Raw genomic sequence first — 20,950 nt, forward strand, 5'->3', positions numbered from 1 at the left:
GCCCCCGGCCGGAGAACCCGGCGTCGGAGGCGTGATTTTTGCGAGGAGGAACCCGGTTTTTCGCGGGGAAAAGGCTCTCCGTTGGGCTGGTTGAGACCATATTCAGCCCGGCACGTCAAGAAAAACTCCGGCCGCGCTACCGTACCGGCCAGACGGCGAGCAGGGCCGGCACGCTGACGAGAACGATCAGCAAGGACAGCGGCAGTCCGACGCGCGGATAATCGGCGAATTTGTAACCGCCTGGCCCCATGACCAGCGTGTTGCACTGGTGGCCGACGGGGGTGAGGAAGTCGCAGCCCGCACCGATCGCCACCGCCATCAGGAAGGCCTCCGGCTTGTAGCCAAGCGCGCTGGCGAAACTCGCCGCGATCGGCGCCATGACGAGCACGGTCGCGGCATTGTTGAGGAACGGCGTGACGGCCATCGCGGTCAAGAGGATGAGGGCGAGCGCGCCGAAGGGTGGCAGGTGCACGGCGACGTCACCGAGCCAGCCGGCGATCAATTCGCTGGCGCCTGTGGTACGCAGGCTGTCGGAGACGGGAATGAGGGCGGCGAGCATCACGAGGATCGGCCCGTCGAGTGCGGTATAGGCGTCGCGCAACGGCACGGCCTTGAACAGCACCATGGCGACGGCGGCGGCGAAGAAGCCGGTGGCGACCGGCACGAAGCCGAGCGCGGTGGAGGTCATGGCGGCGATCAGGATCAGCACGGGAATGATCGCGCGCCGCGGTGCGCCGAGCAGGATTTCGCGCTGGGCGAGCGGCAGCAGGCCGAGTTCCGGCAAAAGCGTCGGCAAGGTGCGGGTGTTGCCCTGGAGCACGATCATGTCGCCGGGGCGAAGACGCACCTCGGAGAGCTTTTCGCGCAGGCGCTGGCCCTGCCGGCTGACGGCGAGCAGGTTGATGCCGTAGGAGTGGAACAGCGCGATGCTGCGCGCGGAAATGTCGATGAGGCGGGAATCGTTGCCGACCACGGCCTCGATGGCGCTGATTTCGCCGGCTTCCCCCCTACCGGCGCGGATCGGCTTGCCGGACAGCGTCAGGCCGGTGGCGGAGACGACCTTGTCGAGCGCGCCCGCCGTGCCTTCCATCAGGATCGTGTCGTTCACCATCAGCCGCACATCGGGCAGGGGGGTGATGTGGACATGGCCGCGGATGATGGCGGTGGCAATCACCTCGCCATCGCCGTTTTTCAGGATTTCGTTGAGCGATTTTCCGACCGAAGGCGAGCCTTCCTCCACCGTGGCGTCGGAGGAATAGGCGGAGGCCTCCAGCGATTCCTCGATGCTGGCATTGCTGTTGGTGCGTTCCGGCACGATGCGGTTGAAGAACAGCATGAAGAGGATGCCGCACACCGTCAGAAGCGCGCCGACCGGCGTGAAATCGAACATGGTGAAGCTCTCGCCGGTGATTTCCTGGCGCAGCCGCGAGACGACGATGTTGGGCGAGGTGCCGATCTGGGTCATCAGGCCGCCGAGCAGGGCGGCGAAGGCCATCGGCATCAGGAATTTCGAGGGCGGCGTGCCGGATTTCTTGGCGAACTGGAAGGCGAGCGGCATCATGATGGCGAGCGCGCCGATATTCTTGATGAAGGCCGAGAGCACCGCGACGGAGACGAGCAGCAGCGCGAGCTGGCTCTGTTTCGAGGTGAGGTTCGGAAAGAAGCGCTTGACCGCCAGGTTGACGATGCCGGAGCGGGCGACCGCCGCACTCACCATCAGCGCGCTGCCGACGATGATGACGATATCGTCGCTGAAGCCGGAAAACGCCTTGTCGAAGGGCACGATGCCGAGCGCCAGCGCCAGCAGCAGCGAACAGCAGGCGACGAGGTCGTAGCGGAAGCGTCCCCAGATGAACGCCGCCATCATCAGGCCGATGACGACGAAGGCGAAGGTCTGCTCAAGTGTCATGCGTATGGCCCGTGCGGCAGGAGGATGCTTGGCATGAATTCCATCCAGGCCTTTCCGGTTCCGTCACAAGCAACGGATACCGGCCATGAACTTTCGCGGAACAATTCATCCGTCGAAAGGTTTGCCAAGAGAAGGCGGGTCGTGTCAACCGGACGCGACGGGGATGGAGAACACGGGGATTTTTCCGGTTTCTTCCCGTGGCCAACGAAACGGCAGGCGAGCTCCCCACCCGTCCGGTCTGTCTTCAGCAGGTTTCCAAACTGAAACCGGCGGGATTTTCATCCCGCCGGTTGTTTGTCAGTGGTGGGTCGCGCCCTTGCTCTTCTTCTCGCGCGCGCGCCGCGAGATCATGTTCAGCACCTCGACGAGGGCCGAGAAGGCCATGGCGGCGTAGACGTAGCCCTTGGGCACGTGGAAGCCCATGCCTTCGGCGATCAGCGTCGTGCCGATCATCATCAGGAAGGCGAGCGCCAGCATGACGATCGTCGGGTTCTTCTCGATGAAGTTGGCGAGCGGGTTGGCGGCCAAGAGCATGACGGCGACGGCGACGACAACGGCGACCACCATGATCGGCAGGTGCGGCGTCATGCCGACGGCGGTGATGATGCTGTCGACGGAGAAGACGAGGTCGAGCAGCAGGATCTGGCCGATCGCTGCCGAAAACGACGATGCGACGGCGCCGCCGACCATGTCTTCCTTGTGGTCGACGGGGTCGACATTGTGGTGGATTTCCTTCGTCGCCTTCCAGACGAGGAAGAGGCCACCGGCGATCAGGATCATGTCCTTCCACGAGAAGCCGTGGCCGAAGGCCTCGAACACCGGCGTGGTGAGCTGGACGATCCAGGCGATGGTGCCGAGGAGACCAAGGCGCATGATCAGCGCCAGGCCGATGCCGATGCGGCGGGCCTGCACCCGGTGTTCTGGCGGCAGCTTGTTGGTCAGGATCGAGATGAAGATAAGGTTGTCGATGCCGAGAACGACTTCCATCACGATAAGGGTGATGAGCGCGATCCAGGCGGCCGGGTCTTGCATCAGGGCAAGAATGCTGTCCATCCGGTCTTCCTCTCCAAGAATACGGTTTGAGAATGGACTTCCGTATTTATGCAGATTTCAACCGGTGGCAAGCAGGCCGGCCGCCGTTCCCGATCATTTCACGATTTCGTCATCGGATCGGCGAGCGGAAGCCAGATTTCCACACGCCCCAGCCCGGTTTCCGGGTCGAAATCCTCGCCGTAGAATTCCAGCATGTCCGGAAAGGCCCCGATTTTGCGGCCGGATGCGGGGAGCCAGGTGCGAAAGGCGGCGTCCACCGTCGCCGCAATGCCGTTGACATGGCCGTGATGCGCGAAGACCGCCCATGTCTGCGCCGGCACGGCGATCGTCTCGAATTCCGCCGGCAGGTCCTGGTTTTTGGCGATGCGGACGCCGGCGACATAGTGGAAATGCGGCTTGCCCGGCTGCATCGTGCAGACACCGTAGGCGGTCTTTTCGGCCTGGCCGGGGATGTGGCCGAAATAGTCGTTGAATCTCTGCCAGAGCGCGGGAATGCCGGCGGCCTTGCCGGGCTCGAAGTCGCCGCCGAGGCCGGCAATGGTGAAGGCATCGAGCGTTTCGATGCGCGGGGCGGGCAGGTTTGGCTTTTCGAGGTTGGACATGCGGATGGGCTCCTGAAGAGTGAGGCCGGAAAGATCGCGCCGTGCCCGCACGGCTTCCGGCGTGGTGCCGAAGGCCGCGCGGAAGGCGCGGGTGAATGCCTCATGGGAGCCGTAGCCGGCCTCGAGTGCCACCGTCAGGATATTAGCCGCGCCGCCGGCCAGTTGCCGGGCGGCTTCGGAAAGGCGGCGGGCGCGCAGATACCGGTTGAGGTTCTGGCCGGTCATCTCGTTGAAGCGCCGCGACAGGTGGTGGCGCGACATGCCGGCCATCGCGGCGATCTCGGACAGCGCGATGGCCCTGCCGAAATGGCTTTCGATGTACCAGATCGCCTTGGCAACGGGATGCATGGCTCGGTCGCTCCTCATGGACAGCCATTCTATGGCGTCCTTCGCGGCCCGTCACTTGATCGTGGTTGCGCGTTTACAGCAACGCCAGCAAACGTGCGCAGCGGCTTTGCGTCCGGAGCTGCGTGAAAACGTTAGCTCTTTGAACCGTAGGCGGAAAGGAAGACCCTGATCGCCGAGACGACATTCTTCTCGATGACCGCGCGCGGCGGCACCTCTTCCATCGACCCGAAGATGCGCGGCTTGAAGAGGCCGACGGTGGTGAGTTCGATGAACTGCTTGGCGGCGTGCGCGGTGTCGTCGCAGGTGATTGCGCCGGCGGCGACCTGGCGGTCGAGATAGTCCTGCAACACCGAGACCGGGTTGATCGCCGAGGCGGAGAAGAAGCGACTACAGAGTGTCGGCAGGCGATGATTGGCGGCGATCACCATGCGCATGGCGCGGATCGTCTGGTCCGCCGTCATATGCGTGGCGAAGAGCATGCCGAAATCGTTCAGCGCCCGGTCGAGCGGCTGGTCGCTGTCGAGTGCGTGGCGCACCGTTTCCGTCAGCTTGCGGCGCTCACGCTCGATCATGTCGCCGAACAGGTCTTCCTTGTTCTCGAAATAGACGTAGATCGTGCCCTTGGAGACGCCCGCCGCACGGGTAATGTCGTTCATGCTGGCGGCTTCAAAACCCTGTTCCATGAACACGCGCTTCGCCCCGTCGAGGATCTGCTCGCGCTTGGCGGGGTCCTCGCCGGCAACGCGGCGGCCCGTCAGCGGGCCAGCCGGCTTTTCTTCGGTCGTCTGCATCTCAGTTCCCGTGTTCGAAACTTGCTATCAACTATTTCGAACCGATCAGTTCGATTTCACTTGATATGCGGGATAAAGTGGCCTAAGTCAAATCGAACCGAACGGTTCAGTTCGAAATTTTATCCCTGAGATGGTGGCAAGCCCATGTCGACTACCCATGGCACCGGCGCGGCGAAGGTTCGTCCGGTCAACGATGATTTTGAGGCCGAAACCGCCGAGGCTTCGCCTGTGACGACCGCCGAGGCAACGCCTGTCGCCGCCGTCGCGCAGCCCGAGAAGAAAAAGGGCAGCCGCCGTTTCGTGATGCCGGTCATCGGCCTCGCGCTGCTTGCCGCCGCCGGCTGGTATGGCTACCAGTGGTGGACGAACGGTCGCTTCATGATCTCGACAGATGACGCCTACATCGAGGGCGACATCGCTTCCATTTCTCCCAAGGTTTCCGGCTATATCGCGGCCGTGAACGTCGTCGCCAACCAGGTGGTCAAGGCCGGCGATCCGCTCGTCACCCTGGACAATGGTGACTACGTGCTTGCCAAGGAGCAGGCCGAGGCCCAGATCGTGACGCAGAAGCTCGCGCTCGACCGCATCGACGCGCAGATCGAGGGCGCCAAGGCGAGCCTTGCCCAGGCGGAAGCCCAGAAGGTCGCCTATCAGGCCTCCCTCAGCGGCGCGGAAGTGGCGGAAAAGCGCGCCAAGGAGCTGAACGCCAAGGCGGTCGGCACCACCGCATCGCTCGACAGCGCGACCGTGGCGCTCGACCAGGCCAAGGCCAACCTCGTCGGCGCGGATGCCAATATCGTCGCCGCCCGGGCAAATATCGCGGTTCTCCAGGCGCAACGCGCCGAATCCGAGAGCAGCGTGCGCACGCTGGAGGTCGCCCGTGACAAGGCGGAGCGCGATCTCGCCTTCACCGTGCTGAAGGCGCCCTATGACGGCGTCGTCGGCAATATTTCCATGCAGGTCGGCGATCTCGTTTCGGCCGGCCAGCGCCTTGCAGCACTCGTCCCGGTCAAGGACCTCTATATCGAGGCGAATTTCAAGGAAACGCAGATCGCCCATCTCGTGCCGGGCTCGAAGGTGCACCTGCATGTCGATGCCTATGAGGATGACGACATCCTCGGCACCGTGCAGTCGATCGCGCCGGCCTCCGGCTCGGTGTTCTCGCTGCTGCCGGCCGAAAACGCCACGGGCAACTTCACCAAGGTCACCCAGCGTGTGCCGGTCCGCATCGCCATCCCCAAGGAGGCGCTGGATACCGGCAAGCTCCGGGCGGGCCTGAGCGTGGTCGTCGATGTCGACAGCCGCACGGCGCCGACCGACACGGCACGGGCCGCGAAAGCCGAGTAGGGTTTCTCCAGTCAAAGGAGCGCGGGCGATGGCCGCGACCGCTGAACCGACAGCCGGCGCCGTGGCGGCGCCCGCCCAATCCGACAAGATCCCCGTGCGCCGCGTCGTCGCGTTCTTCGCGATGGTCTTCGGCATGTTCATGTCGATCCTCGACATCCAGATCGTTTCGGCCTCGCTTGCCGAAATCCAGGCCGGCTTGAGTGCCGGCTCGGACGAGATCGGCTGGGTGCAGACCTCCTACCTGATCGCGGAGGTCATCATGATCCCGCTGTCGGGCACGCTCGCCCGCATCGTCTCGACCCGCGTGCTGTTTGCCGTTTCGGCCGCCGGCTTCACCGCCGCCAGCGCGCTCGCCGCAACGGCGACGAACATCGACCAGATGATCGTCTATCGCGCCATCCAGGGTTTTATCGGCGGCGGCATGATCCCCTCGGTCTTCGCGGCCGCCTTCACTATCTTCCCGCCGTCGAAGCGCTCCATCGTCTCGCCGATGATCGGCCTCGTCGCGACGCTTGCGCCGACGATCGGCCCGACGGTCGGCGGCTATCTCAGCCATGCCTTCTCCTGGCACTGGCTGTTCCTCGTCAACATCGTGCCCGGCATCATCGTCACCATCGTGACCTGGAACTTCATCGATTTCGACAAGCCGCAGCTCAGTCTGATGAAGAAGTTCGACTGGCTCGGCCTCGCCGCCATGGCGGTTTTCCTCGGCGCGCTGGAATATGTGCTGGAAGAGGGTAACGCCAATGACTGGTTCAACGACGAGCATATCGTCATGGGCGCCGTCGCGTCGGCGGTCGGCGGGCTGATCTTCTTCTACCGGGTGTTCAACGTCGAGTTTCCGGTGGTGGATCTGCGCGCCTTCAGCAACCGGAATTTTGCCTTCGGCTCGCTGTTCTCCTTCGTCATGGGCATCGGTCTCTACGGCCTGACCTATCTCTACCCGCTCTATCTCGGGCGCATCCGCGGCTACGATTCGCTGATGATCGGCGAGACCATGTTCGTCAGCGGCCTCACCATGTTCTTCACGGCGCCCATTGCCGGCGCGCTGTCGAGCCGCATGGATCCGCGTTTCATGATGATGATCGGTTTCGCCAGCTTCTCCTACGGCACGTGGATCATGAGCAGCCTGACGACGGACTGGGATTTCTACGAGCTGCTCCTGCCGCAGATCCTGCGTGGCTTCGGTCTGATGATCTGCATGGTGCCGATCAACAACGTGGCGCTTGGCACTCTCTCGCCGGACAAGGTCCGCGGTGCCTCCGGCGTCTTCAACCTGACGCGCAACCTCGGTGGCGCGGTGGGGCTCGCGGTCATCAACACGATCCTCACCCAGCGCCAGCAGGGGCATTATGCCCGGCTGTCCGAACATGTGCAGTGGGGCAATCCGGAAGCGATGGACCAGCTGCGCAACATGGCGGCGAACTACTCGTCGCATGGCCTCGACGGCACCACCATCGCGATCCAGAAGATGTCCGGCCTTGTCCAGCAACAGGCGACGATCCTGTCCTTCGCCGACGTCTTCGTGCTGCTGACGGGGCTGTTCGGCACGCTGGTGCTATGCGCCTTCGTGATCAAGAAACCGCAATCCGGCGTCGGCGGCGGTGGCGGGCACTGACAGGCGTCAGACGCTCAAGATCCCGCTCAGGACCGGCACGCAGGCGCCGCCGATCCGCACGGTTCCATCCTCTTCGACCGCGACCGACAGCAGGCTCGGCCGCCCCATGTCGATGCCCTGCGCCACCTGGAACTGTCGCGGCGTGCTCTTTTCCAGCCCGGCGAGGAGGGCGCAGGCCGCTGCCGTGGCGCTGCCCGTCGCGGGGTCTTCCGGCAGGCCGTCGAACGGCGCAAACATGCGGGCGGAAAAGTCCACCGCGCCGTCTCGTTCCGCCACCTCCCGGCAATAGGGATAGATCGCATCGGCACCGTCCGCCGGCAGGATGGCGGAAAACGCCGCCATGTCGGCCTTGGCGCGCTGCAGGGCCTCGCGCGTGGCGATCTCGACGACGATGAACGGCAGGCCGACCGTGGCGATGCACGGCTGATGCACACCAACGGCGATATCCGCCTCGTCCAGCGAAAGGCACGCGGCGACGCTCGCCGGTGCAAAACTTCGCCCGACGGACAGGGCCTGCGGTGCCGTCAGCTGGACCTGGTCGACCTCTCCCGCTACGCGCAGGATCTTCGCCCGCACAAGGCCTGCCGCTTCTTCGAAGATGAATTCTTCCACCGTTTCGTTGCCGTCCGCCGTCGCCAGCGCATAGGCCGTGCCGACATTGGGGTGGCCTGCGAACGGCACTTCCACCGTGGGCGTGAAGATGCGCACATGCGCCGTATGCCGCGCGTCTTTCGGGCGCAGCACGAAGGTCGTTTCGGAATAGTTGAACTCGCGGGCGATCATCTGCATTTCCTCGCCCGTCAGCTCATCGGCCTCCAGCACGACAGCAAGCGGATTGCCGCCGAAGCGCAGGCGGGTGAAGACGTCGAGTGTGTGAAAAGGCAGCTTCATCATGCGACTCCAATGTGTCGTCCGGTGGTAGCAAGTTCGCGGTGGTGGCTCAAGGCGACGCAGGGCGATCGCACATGGCATTCGGAGGTTGCCTCCTGCCCCTTCTCCCCCTCGGGGAGAAGGTCGCGGCAGCGGGATGAGGGGGTGGCGCGGACGGTAAGCGGCGTGCCAAGCCCCCTCATCCGAGCCTTCGGGCCACCTTCTCCCCGTGGGGGAGAAGGGGAAAGCGGCTACGGTGGCGCCATAGGCGATTGCCCCAAGGTGACGCCGAGACCGCTGTACGCTCGCGCATTCCTGTTCCAGAATGCGACCTGCCTTTCGCCCCGGAGAGCCGTATGCCCGTTCATCCCACCCGCCGCCATCTTCTCACCGGTGCAGCCGGCCTCGGCCTTGCCCTCACGCTGCCGCGCCTGCCGCTCCTGGCGCAGACGCAGCGGCCGGCGACGGATGCGACCTTCCTCTTCTCCTGCGACGTGCACGCCTGCCTCGTCTCGGCCGATGGCCTCAGCCCCGGTTGCGCGGACGAGGGCAAGACGGATGCGGCGCTGCTGCGCCATGTCGCGGCGGTGAATGCCGTCGGCGGCCTGGTCTGGCCCGCGACGATCGACGGAAAACCTTCCGGCCTCGAAAGCGCCGGCACGACGATCGCCACGCCGCTCGGCCTGGTGTTCGGTGGCGACATGACGGATGACGGCGGCGGGCAGGTGAAGGTGCCGGGCGAGGGGCGCCAGCTCCAGCAGTTTTCCAGTCGCTACCAGCAGGGCACCGGACCGGACCGGGTGCACTATCCGGTCTATAACGGCCTCGGCAATCATGATCTCGACCAGGACGGCGCGCCGCCGCATGTTGACTGGTATCGCCGCGAGCTGCGCGACTATGTCGAGCTGAATCACCGGTCCACCGTGTTCTACAAGGCCCCCGTGCCGGTGACGAACTACGATATCGAGTCGGACAACTACTCCTGGGATTGGGGCGGCCTGCATCTCATCCAGCTCCAGCGCTTCGGTGGCGACGATACCAAGGGGGCCGTCAGCGGCCTGTCGTGGCTGCAGCAGGATCTCGCCACCTATGCCGCCGACGGCCGTCCCGTCGTGCTGTTCCAGCACTATGGCTGGGACACGTTCTCGACGGAACATTGGGACCCGGCGGCAAAGACCTTCGATCCGCAGGGCGCAGGTGCTGCGCACTGGTGGACCGATGCGGAGCGCGCGAGCCTTACCGCCGCGCTGAAGGGCTACAACGTCGTCGGTATCTTCCATGGCCACGAACACCCGACGCCGATGATCTACAACCGCGAGGGCTACGACATCTTCAAGCCGATCGCCGCCTTTCTCGGCGGTTTCGCGCTGGTCCACGTCACCGATTCTTTCCTCGATGTGACCCTCGCCAAGGCGGGCGAAAACCCGGCCGACATCATCTTCACGCACGCCTTCAGCAAGCGTCTCACGGGTTGAAAAAACCCGTTCCGGGCGGCCTGCGAAAATTTCTGATTTACGTACATCAAAAATTCCTCTAAGGGTCTCGCCACGGAGGAGACATGAGACCCACAGTTCACGATATCGCTGAAACGGCGGGCGTCAGCCTGGCCACGGTCGACCGCGTGCTGAACGACCGGCCGGGCGTGCGCGGCGTCACGAAGGCCAAGGTCGAGGCGGCGATTGTCTCGCTCGGCTATGTGCGCGATGTCGCGGCGGCCAACCTTGCCAAGAGCCGTGTCTACCCGCTGGTCTTCATCCTGCCGGAGGGCGACAATCCCTTCATGCGCGGGCTGGAAGCAGAAGTCCGCCGCGCCGGCCTGCATTCTCCTGCCGAGCGCACGCGCCTCTCCGTGGCGACCGTTCCCGCCTTCGATGCCGGCGCACTGGTGAAGGCCATCGACGCCGCCATCATGGAAGACGTTTCCGGCATCGCCGCCGTGGTGGTCGATGCGCCGGAGGTGTCCGCTGCGATCGCCCGGGCGCATGCCGCCGGCATTCCCTTCGTCACGCTCGTCTCGGACCTCGCAAATTCCGGCCGCGATCATTTCGTCGGCGTCGACAACATCGCCGCCGGTCGCACCGCCGGCAGCCTGATGGGACGCTTCCTGGGCGAACGACCCGGTGCCGTGGCGGTGCTGGCCGGCTCGATGCGGGTGCGCGACCATCGCGAGCGCCTCGACGGTTTTCACGCTGCCATGCCGGTCACCCGCACCGTGCTGCCCGTGCTGGAGGGACAGGACGATCCGGATCTGTCCTTCTCCCTCATTTCCGATTGCCTTGCCGCCAATCCTACTCTTGCCGGCATCTACAATCTCGGCGCCGGCAACCGCGGCCTCATCAAGGCGCTTTCCGCCAGGGGGAGGGCCGATCTCTGCGTCATCGCCCATGAACTGACCGCCGAGACCCGCGCAGCGCTCGAAACCGGCCTCGTCGATGCCGTGCTCAACCAGGATGCCGGTCACGAGGTGCGCAGCGCCATCCGCGTCCTGCGCGCCAAGGCCGATGGCCTGCCGGTGATATCAGCGCAGGAGCGCATCCGCCTCGACATTTTCATCAAGGACAACCTCCCGGCCGGGCCGGACGAGGACGAACAGCCCGGCGCGGCCGGCAACTAGGGAGAGACGCATGTATCTCGGGATCGACCTCGGCACCTCCGGCGTCAAGGCCATGCTGATCGACGCAGACCAGACCGTCATCGGCTCGGCCTCCAGCCAGCAGGTCGCCACCACGCGCCCGCATCCCGGCTGGTCCGAACAGGACCCCGCCGAATGGATCCGCGCGACGGAGGAAGCCATTGCCGGCCTCAGCACCGCCCATCCCGCCGCCCTTGCCGCCGTGCGCGGCATCGGCCTGTCCGGTCACATGCATGGCGCAACCCTGATCGATGCCGACGACAAGGTCCTGCGCCCCTGCATCATGTGGAACGACACGCGCAGCCATCGCGAGGCCGCCAGCCTCGATGCCGATCCGCGCTTCCGCGCAATCACCGGCAACATCGTCTTCCCCGGCTTCACCGCGCCGAAGCTCGCCTGGGTGAAGGCGAACGAACCGGACATCTTTGCAAAGGTCCGCTGGGTCTTGCTGCCGAAGGATTACCTGCGCCTCTGGCTCACCGGCGAGCATCTGTCGGAAATGTCGGATTCGGCCGGCACGTCCTGGCTGGATACCGGGGCGCGCGCATGGTCCGCAGAGCTGCTTGCGGCAACCGGCCTGGAAGAGCGCCAGATGCCGGGCCTCGTCGAAGGCACGGAGCCCGCCGGAACGCTGCGCTCGGACCTCTCCGCCCGGTGGGGGCTTGGCGAGGGCATCGTCGTCGCCGGGGGCGCCGGGGACAATGCGGCCTCGGCCTGCGGCATGGGCACGGTGCGTGAGGGCACGGCTTTCGTCTCGTTCGGCACGTCCGGCGTGCTGTTTGCGGCGAACGCCAGCTACCTGCCGAACCCGGCAAGCGCCGTGCACGCCTTCTGCCATGCGCTGCCCAACACCTGGCACCAGATGGGCGTCATCCTTTCCGCCACCGATGCGCTGAACTGGCATTCGCGTGTCACCGGCGCCTCCGCCGCCGATCTGACGACGGAACTCGGCGAAGCGCTGAAGGAACCCTCGAGCGTCACCTTCCTGCCCTACCTTTCCGGCGAGCGCACGCCGCACAACGACGCCGCCATTCGCGGCGCCTTCCTCGGCCTTGGCCATGAGAGTGGCCGCGCGGTGCTGACGCAGGCCGTGCTGGAGGGCGTGTCCTTTGCCATCCGCGACAGCCTCGAGGCGCTGAAATCCGCTGGCACGCGCCTGTCGCGCGTCACCGCCATCGGCGGCGGCTCGCGCTCGCGCTACTGGCTGAAGTCGATTGCCACCGCGCTGAACCTGCCCGTCGATCTGCCGGCCGACGGCGATTTCGGTGCGGCCTTCGGCGCCGCCCGCCTCGGCCTCATCGCCGCGACCGGCGCGAACCCGACCGATATCCTGACCGCACCGGCCACGGCCGAGACGATCGAACCCGAGGCGGCGCTGACCGCCGCCTACGAGGACGCCTATCAGCGCTACCGCCGCCTCTATCCGGCAATCCGCGCCGCCTACTGATCCAGACCATTCAAGAGGAGACATCCATGGCCACCGGCTTTTTCGGCGACATCGCCAAGATCAAATACGAAGGTCCCGACAGCACCAATCCGCTCGCCTTCCGCCACTATAATCCCGACGAAATCGTCGCCGGCAAGCGCATGGAAGATCACCTGCGCTTCGCCGTCGCCTATTGGCACACCTTCGTCTGGCCGGGCGGCGACCCCTTCGGCGGCCAGACCTTCGAGCGCCCGTGGTTCGAGGATTCGATGAAGGCCGCGAAACTCAAGGCCGACGTGGCCTTCGAGTTCTTCCAGTTGCTCGGCGTGCCGTTCTATTGCTTCCACGACGCGGACGTGCGGCCGGAAGGCAAGGGTTTCGTCGAGAACACCAAGAACCTCAACGAGATCGTCGACTATTTCGAGAAGAAGCAGGCCGAGACCGGCGTCAAGCTGCTCTGGGGCACCGCCAACCTCTTCTCCAACCGCCGCTACATGGGCGGTGCTGCCACCAATCCGGACCCGGACGTCTTCGCCTTCGCCGCCGCGACGGTCAAGACCTGCATCGACGCCACCCATCGCCTGGGCGGTGACAATTACGTGCTGTGGGGCGGCCGCGAAGGCTACGAGACGCTGCTCAACACGAATATCGGCCAGGAGCTCGACCAGCTCGGCCGCTTCGTCAACATGGTCGTCGAATACAAGCACAAGATCGGCTTCAAGGGCGCCATCCTCATCGAGCCGAAGCCGCAGGAGCCGACCAAGCACCAGTACGACTACGACGTCGCGACGGTGTTTGGCTTCTTGAAGAAATACGGCCTGGAAAACGAGGTGAAGGTCAATATCGAGCAGGGCCACGCCATCCTTGCCGGCCATTCCTTCGAGCACGAGCTGGCACTTGCCAATGCACTCGGTATTTTCGGTTCCATCGACATGAACCGCAACGATTACCAGTCCGGCTGGGATACCGACCAGTTCCCCAACAACGTGCCGGAAATGGCGCTCGCCTTCTATCAGGTTCTGGCGGGCGGCGGCTTCACCACCGGCGGCACGAATTTCGACGCAAAACTGCGCCGCCAGTCGATCGACCCGGCGGACCTGCTGATCGGCCATATCGGTGGCATGGATTGCTGCGCCCGCGGCCTGAAGGCGGCGGCGAAGATGATCGAGGACAAGGCGCTGTCCGGCCCGCTCGCCGAGCGCTATGCCGGCTGGCAGACCGCGCCCGCGAAAAACATCCTGGCCGGCGGTTCGTCGCTTGAGGCGCTGGAAGCCTATGTGCTGCAGGCCGGCGTCAACCCGCAGCCGCGCTCCGGCAAGCAGGAGCTGCTGGAGAACGTGGTCAACCGCTACGTTTGACGCCCTGTCGAGCATTTCGAGCCGAGGCGTGATCGCTTCGGCTCGAAATGCGCCCACTGTAAAGAGGCAGTCCCGGTGTCCCTTCTCACCGGAAATGCTCTGGAAAGGCCGAGCAGCGCTGGCTGCCCGTGCTTCGTTGGGAGTTTCAGCGTGTTCTGGCGGCTACTTGGTCGTGACACGTCCCAGCGCATCGCCATCCCGTTCGAGCGCGGCGCAGGCGATGCCCCATGCGGGGTCGTTCTCGTAGAGGGCCGAGCGCAGATAGGCCCATGTCATCCGTTGGGTCACGGCAAGGCGATCCGGGTCCTCGTCGTCCGTTTCCTTCGCGTCATAGCCTGAAATTCCGCCGAGTCCGTGTTTTGCGCCGAGAAGTGTCAGCAATGCCTCGCTACCGGGGCTGTGATGATACGGGTCCATGTGCCATTCGGCGCCGCGAACGGTCAGGTGCGGGCTGTCGTCGCTGTCGCCGGCAACGACGAGATTGCGGATCGTCATATGGGAAAAATCCGGGTTGAGGGCCGTGTAGTGCGTGCGGGCAAAGTCACTGAGGCTGTCGCCGCCATTGCCGGGAGCCGCCAGGAGAATGCCGGCCTTGATGCGCGGTTCGATCAGGTCGACGTCCGTTGCCTCCGCGTCCGCGGGATCCGTCAGCCGGGTGCCGAGCAACATGCCGACGGTCTGGCCGCCGAGCGAATGCCCCACGGCGGCGATCCGGCTGCGATCGATGCGGCCGGCGATGAGCGGTATCATAGCCTCGATCTCCTCAAGCCGGTCGAGGATGAGTTTGAAATCCTCGACGCGCGAGCGCCAGAACAGAGGTCCGCCCGGCGTTTTCGGGTCGAGGCCGGCGACCTTGGAGTTGGCATGCGTCGGCTGGATGACGACGAAGCCGTGCTCCGCGTAGAAATTGACGAGCGGGCCGTAACCATCCTTCGATGGAAGGTAGAGCGATGGTCCGTGTCCGTGCGATAGCAGGATGACGGGCAGGTCGGTGCCCGTTATCGGTGCCGTGACGCGCATTTCGAGTGGCAGGCCGCGGCCTGGCGCGTCAAGTGTGACCGGGCTGACGGAGACGGTCGGTGTTGCGGATCCGATCGGAATATGGCGGGCGAGATCAATCAGGTTGTTCATGGAAATCTCCTGTTTTCGCGTGGCGACGGCGGAGCAATTCGCCTATATGCAGACGAAAGCCCATCAGCCGACATAAACGGATCAATGTTCCGTTTATGTCGGCTGATATATCGAACGCCGTTCCGTTTATCAAGGCGTGCCCGATTTCACGGAGTGCGAAGACCGCGATGGAGAGTGAGGCCGTGTCCGAAAAGCGTGTGCGTGCAGATGCCCGACGCAATGAGGATGCCGTCCTCGAGGCAGCCAAGGCGGTCTTTGCGAGCTCGGGCGTCGATGCACCTGTCCGTGAAATTGCCGCGAAGGCGGGTGTCGGCCTGGGGACGATCTATCGGCGCTTTCCGGAACGCTCGGACCTTGTCGCGGCCGTGTTCCGGCGTGAAGTCGATACCTGCGCTGCTGAGGCCACGGCGCTGGCGGAGAGCCACCCCCCGGGCGAGGCTCTTGTCCTTTGGCTGAAACGATACACGGCCTTCATCGCGACGAAGCGGGGCCTTGCCGCCGCGCTGCACTCGGGCGATCCCGCCTTCGAAAAGCTGCCGGGCTATTTCCGTTCCAATTTCGAGCCGGCGCTCACAGCGCTTCTCGATGCCGCCGCCGCCGCCGGCGAGGTACGGGCAGGTGTTGCCGCCTATGACCTTTTGCGGGCGGTCGGCAATCTGTCGATCGCCTCCGACGAAGATGGACCTGCCTATACGGCGGGCATGGTGGACCTGCTGATCGATGGGTTGCGGTTTCGCGCGGTGAGACCCGCGGAAAAATAGAAACCCGGTTTTATCGGCGCAAAAACTGCCGCGCCGGTGCGGAGACGGAGTTGCGCACGATGAGGTCCGGCCGGAGCAGGATTTCGGTGTCGGCCGGCTCGTTGCCGGCCAGCAGTTCGAGCAAAAGCGCCATGGCGCTTTTGCCGATCGCCGTGCGCGGCTGGCGCACCGTGGTGAGCGAGGGCGTCATGAAGGTCGCCTGCGGCACGTCGTCGAAGCCGGTGACGGAAAAGTCGCCGGGAATATCGTAGCCGCGGGCGCTGAGCCCGATCATCACGCCGATCGCCGTCTGGTCGTTGACGCACATGAAGGCGCTCGGCAGCGTGTCGCGCATGAAAAGCTGTTCGAGCGCCAGGCGCCCGCTCTCGATCGTCCCGTCCCCTTCGAGAATGATGCGCTCGCCGACCGGCACGCCGGCCGCATCCAGCCCCTCGTCATAGCCCTGCCGGCGGCGGCTGTAGGCAAGGCGCGTGCGCGAATCGCCGATGAAGGCGATCTTGCGGTGGCCTTCGGCGATCAGCAAGTCGACGGCCTTGCGCGCGCCCTCGATGTCGTCCACGCCGACATAGGGAATGCCCCCCTTGTAGACCGGCTCGAAGACCCCGACGCTCGGCGGCAGGCGCGCCGTCATGGTCTGGTGACCGAAGGGCAGGATGCCGGTGAACAGGATCAGCCCGGCCGCCTGGTTGGAGTTCAGGAACTTCAGATATTCCAGCCCGCGCTGCGGGTCGTTATGGGTGTGGCCGATCAGGATGCCGTAGCCGTGCGAGCGCGCCTCGTTTTCCAGGCCGATCAGGATGTTGGAGAAGTTGGGGTCGCCGATATCGGGCGCCACGACGAGGATCATGTTCGACCGGCCAAGCCGCAGGCTGCGCGCCATGGCATTCGTCGTGTAGCCGGTGATGGCGATCGCCTGATTGACCTTCAGCCGCGTCGAGTTCGCCACCTTCTCCGGCATGTGGATCGCCCGCGACACGGTCGCGATCGAGACCTGCGCGATGCGCGCAACATCTTCGATCGTGGCGGGGCTGGAGGTCGACAAACGGGCTCTCACTTAGCAGTGGCAATTCCGGCAAGGGATGGGCGGTTTGCGGGCGGAACTGCGTGAAACAAACGATTTGCGGGGACACTACACAGACTGGACTGAGGGTCAAACGGCGCTTGCTGAAAATTCCCGATATCCAATGATGTAAACCTTTACATGGGGAGTGTAAAGGTTTACATCATTGCTCAAGCGGTCGAGGAGCCGCAGGGAGGACATCGATGAATCCGGACGCTGCCGACGGGGCTCCCGTCGTTCTTGCTGCACGCCGTATCAGCAAATCTTTCAATGGCGTACAGGTGCTGTTCAGCGTCAATTTCGAGCTGCGCGCCGGCGAGATTCATGCCCTGATGGGCGAAAACGGCGCGGGAAAATCCACGCTGGTGAAAATCCTTTCCGGTTTCGAACAGCCGACCTCCGGCGAAATCCTGCTCGACGGCCAGCCGGCGAAATTGCCGCCGAACGGCCAGGCCGAAGCGCTCGGCATCGTCATCATCCACCAGGAATTCAACCTCGCCGAACACCTCACCGTCACAGAGAGCCTGTTCCTCGGTCGCGAGGTCACGCGTTACGGCGTGCTCGACCGCAAGTTCATGCGCGCCGAAACGCGCCGCGTGCTCGACCAGCTCGGTTCGCATGTCGACGAGAACGCCCTGATCAGCTCGCTGTCCATTGCCGACAAGCAGATGGTGGAGATCGCTAAGGCGATCAGCCGCGATGCGCGCATCATCTTCATGGACGAGCCGACCGCCGTGCTGTCGCGCGAGGAGACCAATTACCTGTTCCGTCAGGTGCGCAAGCTTCGCGAGCAGGGCACGTCCTTCGTCTTCGTCTCGCACAAGCTGGACGAGGTGATGGAACTGACCGACCGCGTCACGGTGCTGCGCGACGGGCAATGGGTGAAGACCGCGCCGACCGGCATTCTCGACGGCGAGTCGATCGCCCAGTTGATGGTCGGGCGCGAACTGTCCAGCCTCTATCCCGCCAAGCAGGAGCCGAGCGTCGACGAAGAGGTGACGCTCGCTGTCGAGGGTCTTTCGACGCATTACGTCAAGGATGCCAGCTTCGAGGTGCGCAAGGGCGAGATTCTCGGCTTTTCCGGCCTGATCGGCTCCGGCCGCACCGAGCTGATGGAGGCGGTCGCCGGGCTTCGCGCGCGTTCGGCTGGCGAGGTTTCGGTCGGTGGCGTCGGCGTGCCGGGCGGCGATGTGCATGCCGCCAACCGCGTCGGCATCGCCTATATGACCAAGGACCGCAAGCACAAGGGCCTGCTGCTCAACTCCCGCATGACGGCGAACCTCACGCTGCAATCCTTGGGCAAACACGGTCAATACGGGTATCTCAGCCCGAAAAGCGAGGCCGAGGCGCTGGAACGCGCGCGCCGTCGCTTCGACATTCGCGTGCGCGACGGCCGCGTCGTCGCCGGCCGCATGTCGGGCGGCAACCAGCAGAAGCTGTTGCTCGCCAAGGTCATGGAGACCGAGCCTGACGTCATCATCATCGACGAGCCGACACGCGGCATCGATGTCGGCACCAAGCAGCAGATCTACCATTTCATCTCGGCGCTCGCCCGCGACGGCAAGTCGATCATCGTCGTCTCCTCGGAGATGCCGGAGATCATCGGCCTGTGCACCCGCGTCGCCGTGATGCGGGAAGGGCGGATCGTCGGCATTCTTGAAGGCGAGGAAATCTCCGAACAGGAGATCATGCGCTATTCGGCAGGCCTGAAGAAAAAGACCGCTGCCTGAGCCCATCGGCCGGCAGCATCAGAACAACGCATTCACGTCGGGGACGAACATGACGGCAAGCGAAGACGCGCTCGAAACCAAGGGCAGGGGACGCAGTTGGCGGGACGTCGACCTGAGGGCCGTCGCGCCCTTTGCGGCGCTGGCACTGCTTCTCATCGTCGGTGCGCTGGTGAACCCCAATTTCATCGGCATCACCAATCTGGCGAACGTGGCGACGCGCAGCGCCTTCATCGCGATCGTGGCCGTCGGCGCCACCTTCGTCATCTCGTCGGGTGATCTCGATCTGTCCGTCGGCTCGATGGTCGCCTTCGTCGCCTCGATCATGATCCTCTTCATGAATTCCGGCGCGATTGCCGATCCAGCACTCATGCTGGCGGCGGCCGTCGCGCTGACGGTCGTCATCGGTGGGGCCTGCGGGCTGCTGAACGGCCTCATCACCACGGTCGGCAAGATCGAGCCGTTCATCGCCACGCTCGGCACGATGGGCATCTATCGCGGCCTGACCACCTGGCTGTCGCAGGGCGGCGCGATCACGCTGCGTGAGCCGGAATTGCAGGCGCTCTATCGCCCGGCCTATTTCGGCACCCTTTTCGGCGTGCCGATCCCGATCGTCGTCATCTTCGCCGTCACCATTGTCGCCGCCTTCGTGCTCTATCGCACGCGCTACGGCCGGCATGTCGTCGCCGTCGGTTCGAACAGCGATGTCGCGCGCTATTCCGGCATCCCGGTCAACCGCGTGCGCACCATCGCCTTCGTCATCCAGGGGCTGTGCGTCGCCATCGCCGTGCTGCTTTACGTGCCGCGTCTCGGCTCCACCTCGGCCACCACCGGCATCCTCTGGGAGTTGCAGGCGATCACCGCGGTCGTCGTCGGCGGCACAGCGCTGAAGGGCGGGGCGGGCCGCGTCTGGGGCACGATCTGCGGCGCCTTCATTCTCGAACTGGTCGGCAACATCATGCTGCTGTCCAACTTCATCAGCGAATACCTGATCGGGGCCATTCAGGGCGCGATCATCATCATTGCGATGCTCGTCCAGCGCTCGCTGGTGCGGAAGTCGTAACGCCAAGCAGGTCCGGCGGCGGTGACGCGGCCGGATTTGCGAGGGGAATAGCCGGGTTTACGGGTCGCCCGGCCACGAAGGGAGACCTGATTTTGGGAGGAAACTCATGCGCAAGAAACTACTCGGCCTGACGGTCGCGGCCTTTGCCGTCGTCGCCGGCTTTGCCCACGCACAGGAAGAGAAGAAGGTGACGATCGGCGTCTCCATTCCGGCCGCCAGCCATGGCTGGACGGCGGGCGTGATCTATCATGCCGAGCGCGTCGCCAAGCAGCTGATGGAGAGCCATCCGGGCCTCAACGTCATCGTCAAGACCTCGCCGGACCCGGCAAGCCAGGCGAATGCCGTGCAGGACCTCGCAACGCAGGGCATCGACGCGCTCGTCATCCTGCCGACCGATCCGGATCCGCTGGTCAACGCCATCAAGGAAATCAAGGACAAGGGCACGTTCGTCTCCCTGGTCGACCGTGCGCCGAGCGTCAACGACAATTCCGTGCGTGACCTCTATGTCGCCGGCAACAACTTCGCGCTTGGCCAGACGGCCGGCGAATACATCAAGACCACGACGCCGGAAGCCGAAGTCGTCGTTATCCGCGGCATGCCGATCCCGATCGACCAGGAACGCCAGAACGGCTTCGACAAGGGCATTGAAGGCTCCAGCGTCAAGGTTCTCGATCGCCAGTACGGCAACTGGAACCGCGACGATGCCTTCAAGGTCATGCAGGACTACCTGACGAAGTACCAGAAGATCGACGTCGTCTGGTGCCAGGACGACGACATGGCCGTCGGCGTTCTCCAGGCCATCGAGCAGGCCGGCCGCACGGACATCCAGTATGTCATCGCCGGTGCCGGTTCGAAGGACATGATCAAGAAGGTCATGGACGGCGACAAGATGATCCCGGTCGACGTGCTCTATCCGCCGGCAATGGTCGGCACGGCCCTCGAAATGACCGCCGCCAACTTCTACGGCCAGGTCCCGGTCCGCGGCGTCTACACGATCGACGCCACGCTGGTGACGAAGGACAACGCGGAGCATTTCTACTTCCCGGACTCCCCGTTCTGATCTGACGACATGAAGGCCGCCCGGGACAGGATGATCCGGGCGGCTCATTTTGCTGGCTGGCGCGTTCCCGCCTCACCCTCGACGTCATCCTCGGGCTTGACCCGAGGATCCATAAGCCGCTGCGGGAGAGAGTGGATCCTCGGGTCAAGCCCGAGGATGACGGAGGAGAGGTGGAGTGCCGTCGGTCCCGCCAA

General features: G+C 64.6%; 17 protein-coding genes. 10 read left to right on the forward strand and 7 right to left on the reverse strand.

Going from position 1 to position 20,950, the window contains the following annotated elements; genetic code table 11:
* Positions 1 to 136: 136 nt before the first annotated feature.
* The 4 genes from GR138_RS19335 to GR138_RS19350 all read right to left on the reverse strand — a co-directional run bounded on the left by GR138_RS19335 (position 137) and on the right by GR138_RS19350 (position 4,703).
* Positions 137 to 1,909, reverse strand: coding sequence for an SLC13 family permease (locus GR138_RS19335; protein WP_160860896.1), 1,773 nt, complete (start codon positions 1,907 to 1,909; stop codon positions 137 to 139).
* 297 nt (positions 1,910 to 2,206) lie between these two features.
* Complete coding sequence (locus GR138_RS19340) at positions 2,207 to 2,962, reverse strand: TerC family protein (RefSeq protein WP_160860897.1); 756 nt, start codon at positions 2,960 to 2,962, stop codon at positions 2,207 to 2,209.
* Between the two features lie 98 nt (positions 2,963 to 3,060).
* On the reverse strand, positions 3,061 to 3,912 hold the full coding sequence (locus tag GR138_RS19345; protein ID WP_160860898.1) for an AraC family transcriptional regulator: 852 nt from the start codon (positions 3,910 to 3,912) through the stop codon (positions 3,061 to 3,063).
* Positions 3,913 to 4,043: 131 nt separating this feature from the next.
* Entirely contained in the window at positions 4,044 to 4,703 is a 660-nt protein-coding gene (locus GR138_RS19350; protein ID WP_160860899.1) for a TetR/AcrR family transcriptional regulator, read from the reverse strand.
* Positions 4,704 to 4,847: 144 nt separating this feature from the next.
* Between GR138_RS19350 and GR138_RS19355 the strand changes: the two genes are divergently transcribed.
* Together GR138_RS19355 and GR138_RS19360 are read left to right on the forward strand one after the other, a co-directional pair.
* Positions 4,848 to 6,050, forward strand: a complete 1,203-nt coding sequence (locus GR138_RS19355; protein WP_160860900.1) for an HlyD family secretion protein — start codon at positions 4,848 to 4,850, stop codon at positions 6,048 to 6,050.
* A 28-nt stretch (positions 6,051 to 6,078) separates the two neighbouring features.
* Positions 6,079 to 7,668 carry a DHA2 family efflux MFS transporter permease subunit gene (locus tag GR138_RS19360; RefSeq protein ID WP_160860901.1) on the forward strand — a complete coding sequence of 530 codons (1,590 nt, stop codon included), beginning with the start codon at positions 6,079 to 6,081 and terminating at the stop codon, positions 7,666 to 7,668.
* A gap of 6 nt (positions 7,669 to 7,674) precedes the next feature.
* Here the strand turns inward: GR138_RS19360 and GR138_RS19365 are convergent, their stop codons facing one another.
* A complete protein-coding gene (locus tag GR138_RS19365) occupies positions 7,675 to 8,559 on the reverse strand; it encodes a PhzF family phenazine biosynthesis protein (protein WP_160860902.1) in 885 nt (294 codons plus the stop codon).
* 335 nt (positions 8,560 to 8,894) lie between these two features.
* Between GR138_RS19365 and GR138_RS19370 the strand changes: the two genes are divergently transcribed.
* The 4 genes from GR138_RS19370 to xylA all read left to right on the forward strand — a co-directional run bounded on the left by GR138_RS19370 (position 8,895) and on the right by xylA (position 13,954).
* Complete coding sequence (locus GR138_RS19370) at positions 8,895 to 10,013, forward strand: metallophosphoesterase (protein WP_160860903.1); 1,119 nt, start codon at positions 8,895 to 8,897, stop codon at positions 10,011 to 10,013.
* A gap of 83 nt (positions 10,014 to 10,096) precedes the next feature.
* Complete coding sequence (locus GR138_RS19375) at positions 10,097 to 11,152, forward strand: LacI family DNA-binding transcriptional regulator (protein ID WP_160860904.1); 1,056 nt, start codon at positions 10,097 to 10,099, stop codon at positions 11,150 to 11,152.
* A gap of 10 nt (positions 11,153 to 11,162) precedes the next feature.
* Positions 11,163 to 12,617, forward strand: coding sequence for a xylulokinase (gene xylB, locus GR138_RS19380; RefSeq protein ID WP_160860905.1), 1,455 nt, complete (start codon positions 11,163 to 11,165; stop codon positions 12,615 to 12,617).
* Positions 12,618 to 12,643: 26 nt separating this feature from the next.
* Positions 12,644 to 13,954 (forward strand): xylose isomerase, encoded by a 1,311-nt coding sequence (xylA, locus tag GR138_RS19385; protein ID WP_160860906.1) that lies wholly within the window; start codon positions 12,644 to 12,646, stop codon positions 13,952 to 13,954.
* 162 nt (positions 13,955 to 14,116) lie between these two features.
* Here xylA and GR138_RS19390 read toward each other — a convergent pair whose 3' ends face one another.
* Positions 14,117 to 15,085, reverse strand: coding sequence for an alpha/beta hydrolase family protein (locus GR138_RS19390; protein WP_160860907.1), 969 nt, complete (start codon positions 15,083 to 15,085; stop codon positions 14,117 to 14,119).
* A 167-nt stretch (positions 15,086 to 15,252) separates the two neighbouring features.
* On the opposite strand from GR138_RS19390, the gene GR138_RS19395 reads away from it, so the two are divergent.
* Positions 15,253 to 15,846, forward strand: coding sequence for a TetR/AcrR family transcriptional regulator (locus GR138_RS19395; RefSeq protein WP_160860908.1), 594 nt, complete (start codon positions 15,253 to 15,255; stop codon positions 15,844 to 15,846).
* 10 nt (positions 15,847 to 15,856) lie between these two features.
* Here GR138_RS19395 and GR138_RS19400 read toward each other — a convergent pair whose 3' ends face one another.
* Positions 15,857 to 16,888, reverse strand: a complete 1,032-nt coding sequence (locus GR138_RS19400) for a LacI family DNA-binding transcriptional regulator (RefSeq protein ID WP_160860909.1) — start codon at positions 16,886 to 16,888, stop codon at positions 15,857 to 15,859.
* Between the two features lie 221 nt (positions 16,889 to 17,109).
* Here GR138_RS19400 and GR138_RS19405 point away from each other — a divergent pair, with 221 nt between their 5' ends.
* The 3 genes from GR138_RS19405 (at position 17,110) to GR138_RS19415 (ending at position 20,756) form a co-directional block, all read left to right on the forward strand.
* Entirely contained in the window at positions 17,110 to 18,636 is a 1,527-nt protein-coding gene (locus GR138_RS19405; RefSeq protein ID WP_160860910.1) for a sugar ABC transporter ATP-binding protein, read from the forward strand.
* 49 nt (positions 18,637 to 18,685) lie between these two features.
* Positions 18,686 to 19,696: an ABC transporter permease gene (locus GR138_RS19410; RefSeq protein WP_160860911.1), complete on the forward strand. Its 1,011-nt coding sequence runs from the start codon at positions 18,686 to 18,688 to the stop codon at positions 19,694 to 19,696.
* 106 nt (positions 19,697 to 19,802) lie between these two features.
* A complete protein-coding gene (locus tag GR138_RS19415; protein WP_160860912.1) occupies positions 19,803 to 20,756 on the forward strand; it encodes a substrate-binding domain-containing protein in 954 nt (317 codons plus the stop codon).
* Positions 20,757 to 20,950 lie beyond the last annotated feature (194 nt).

The organism is Shinella kummerowiae (genome assembly GCF_009827055.1).
GTDB classification, from domain to species: domain Bacteria; phylum Pseudomonadota; class Alphaproteobacteria; order Rhizobiales; family Rhizobiaceae; genus Shinella; species Shinella kummerowiae.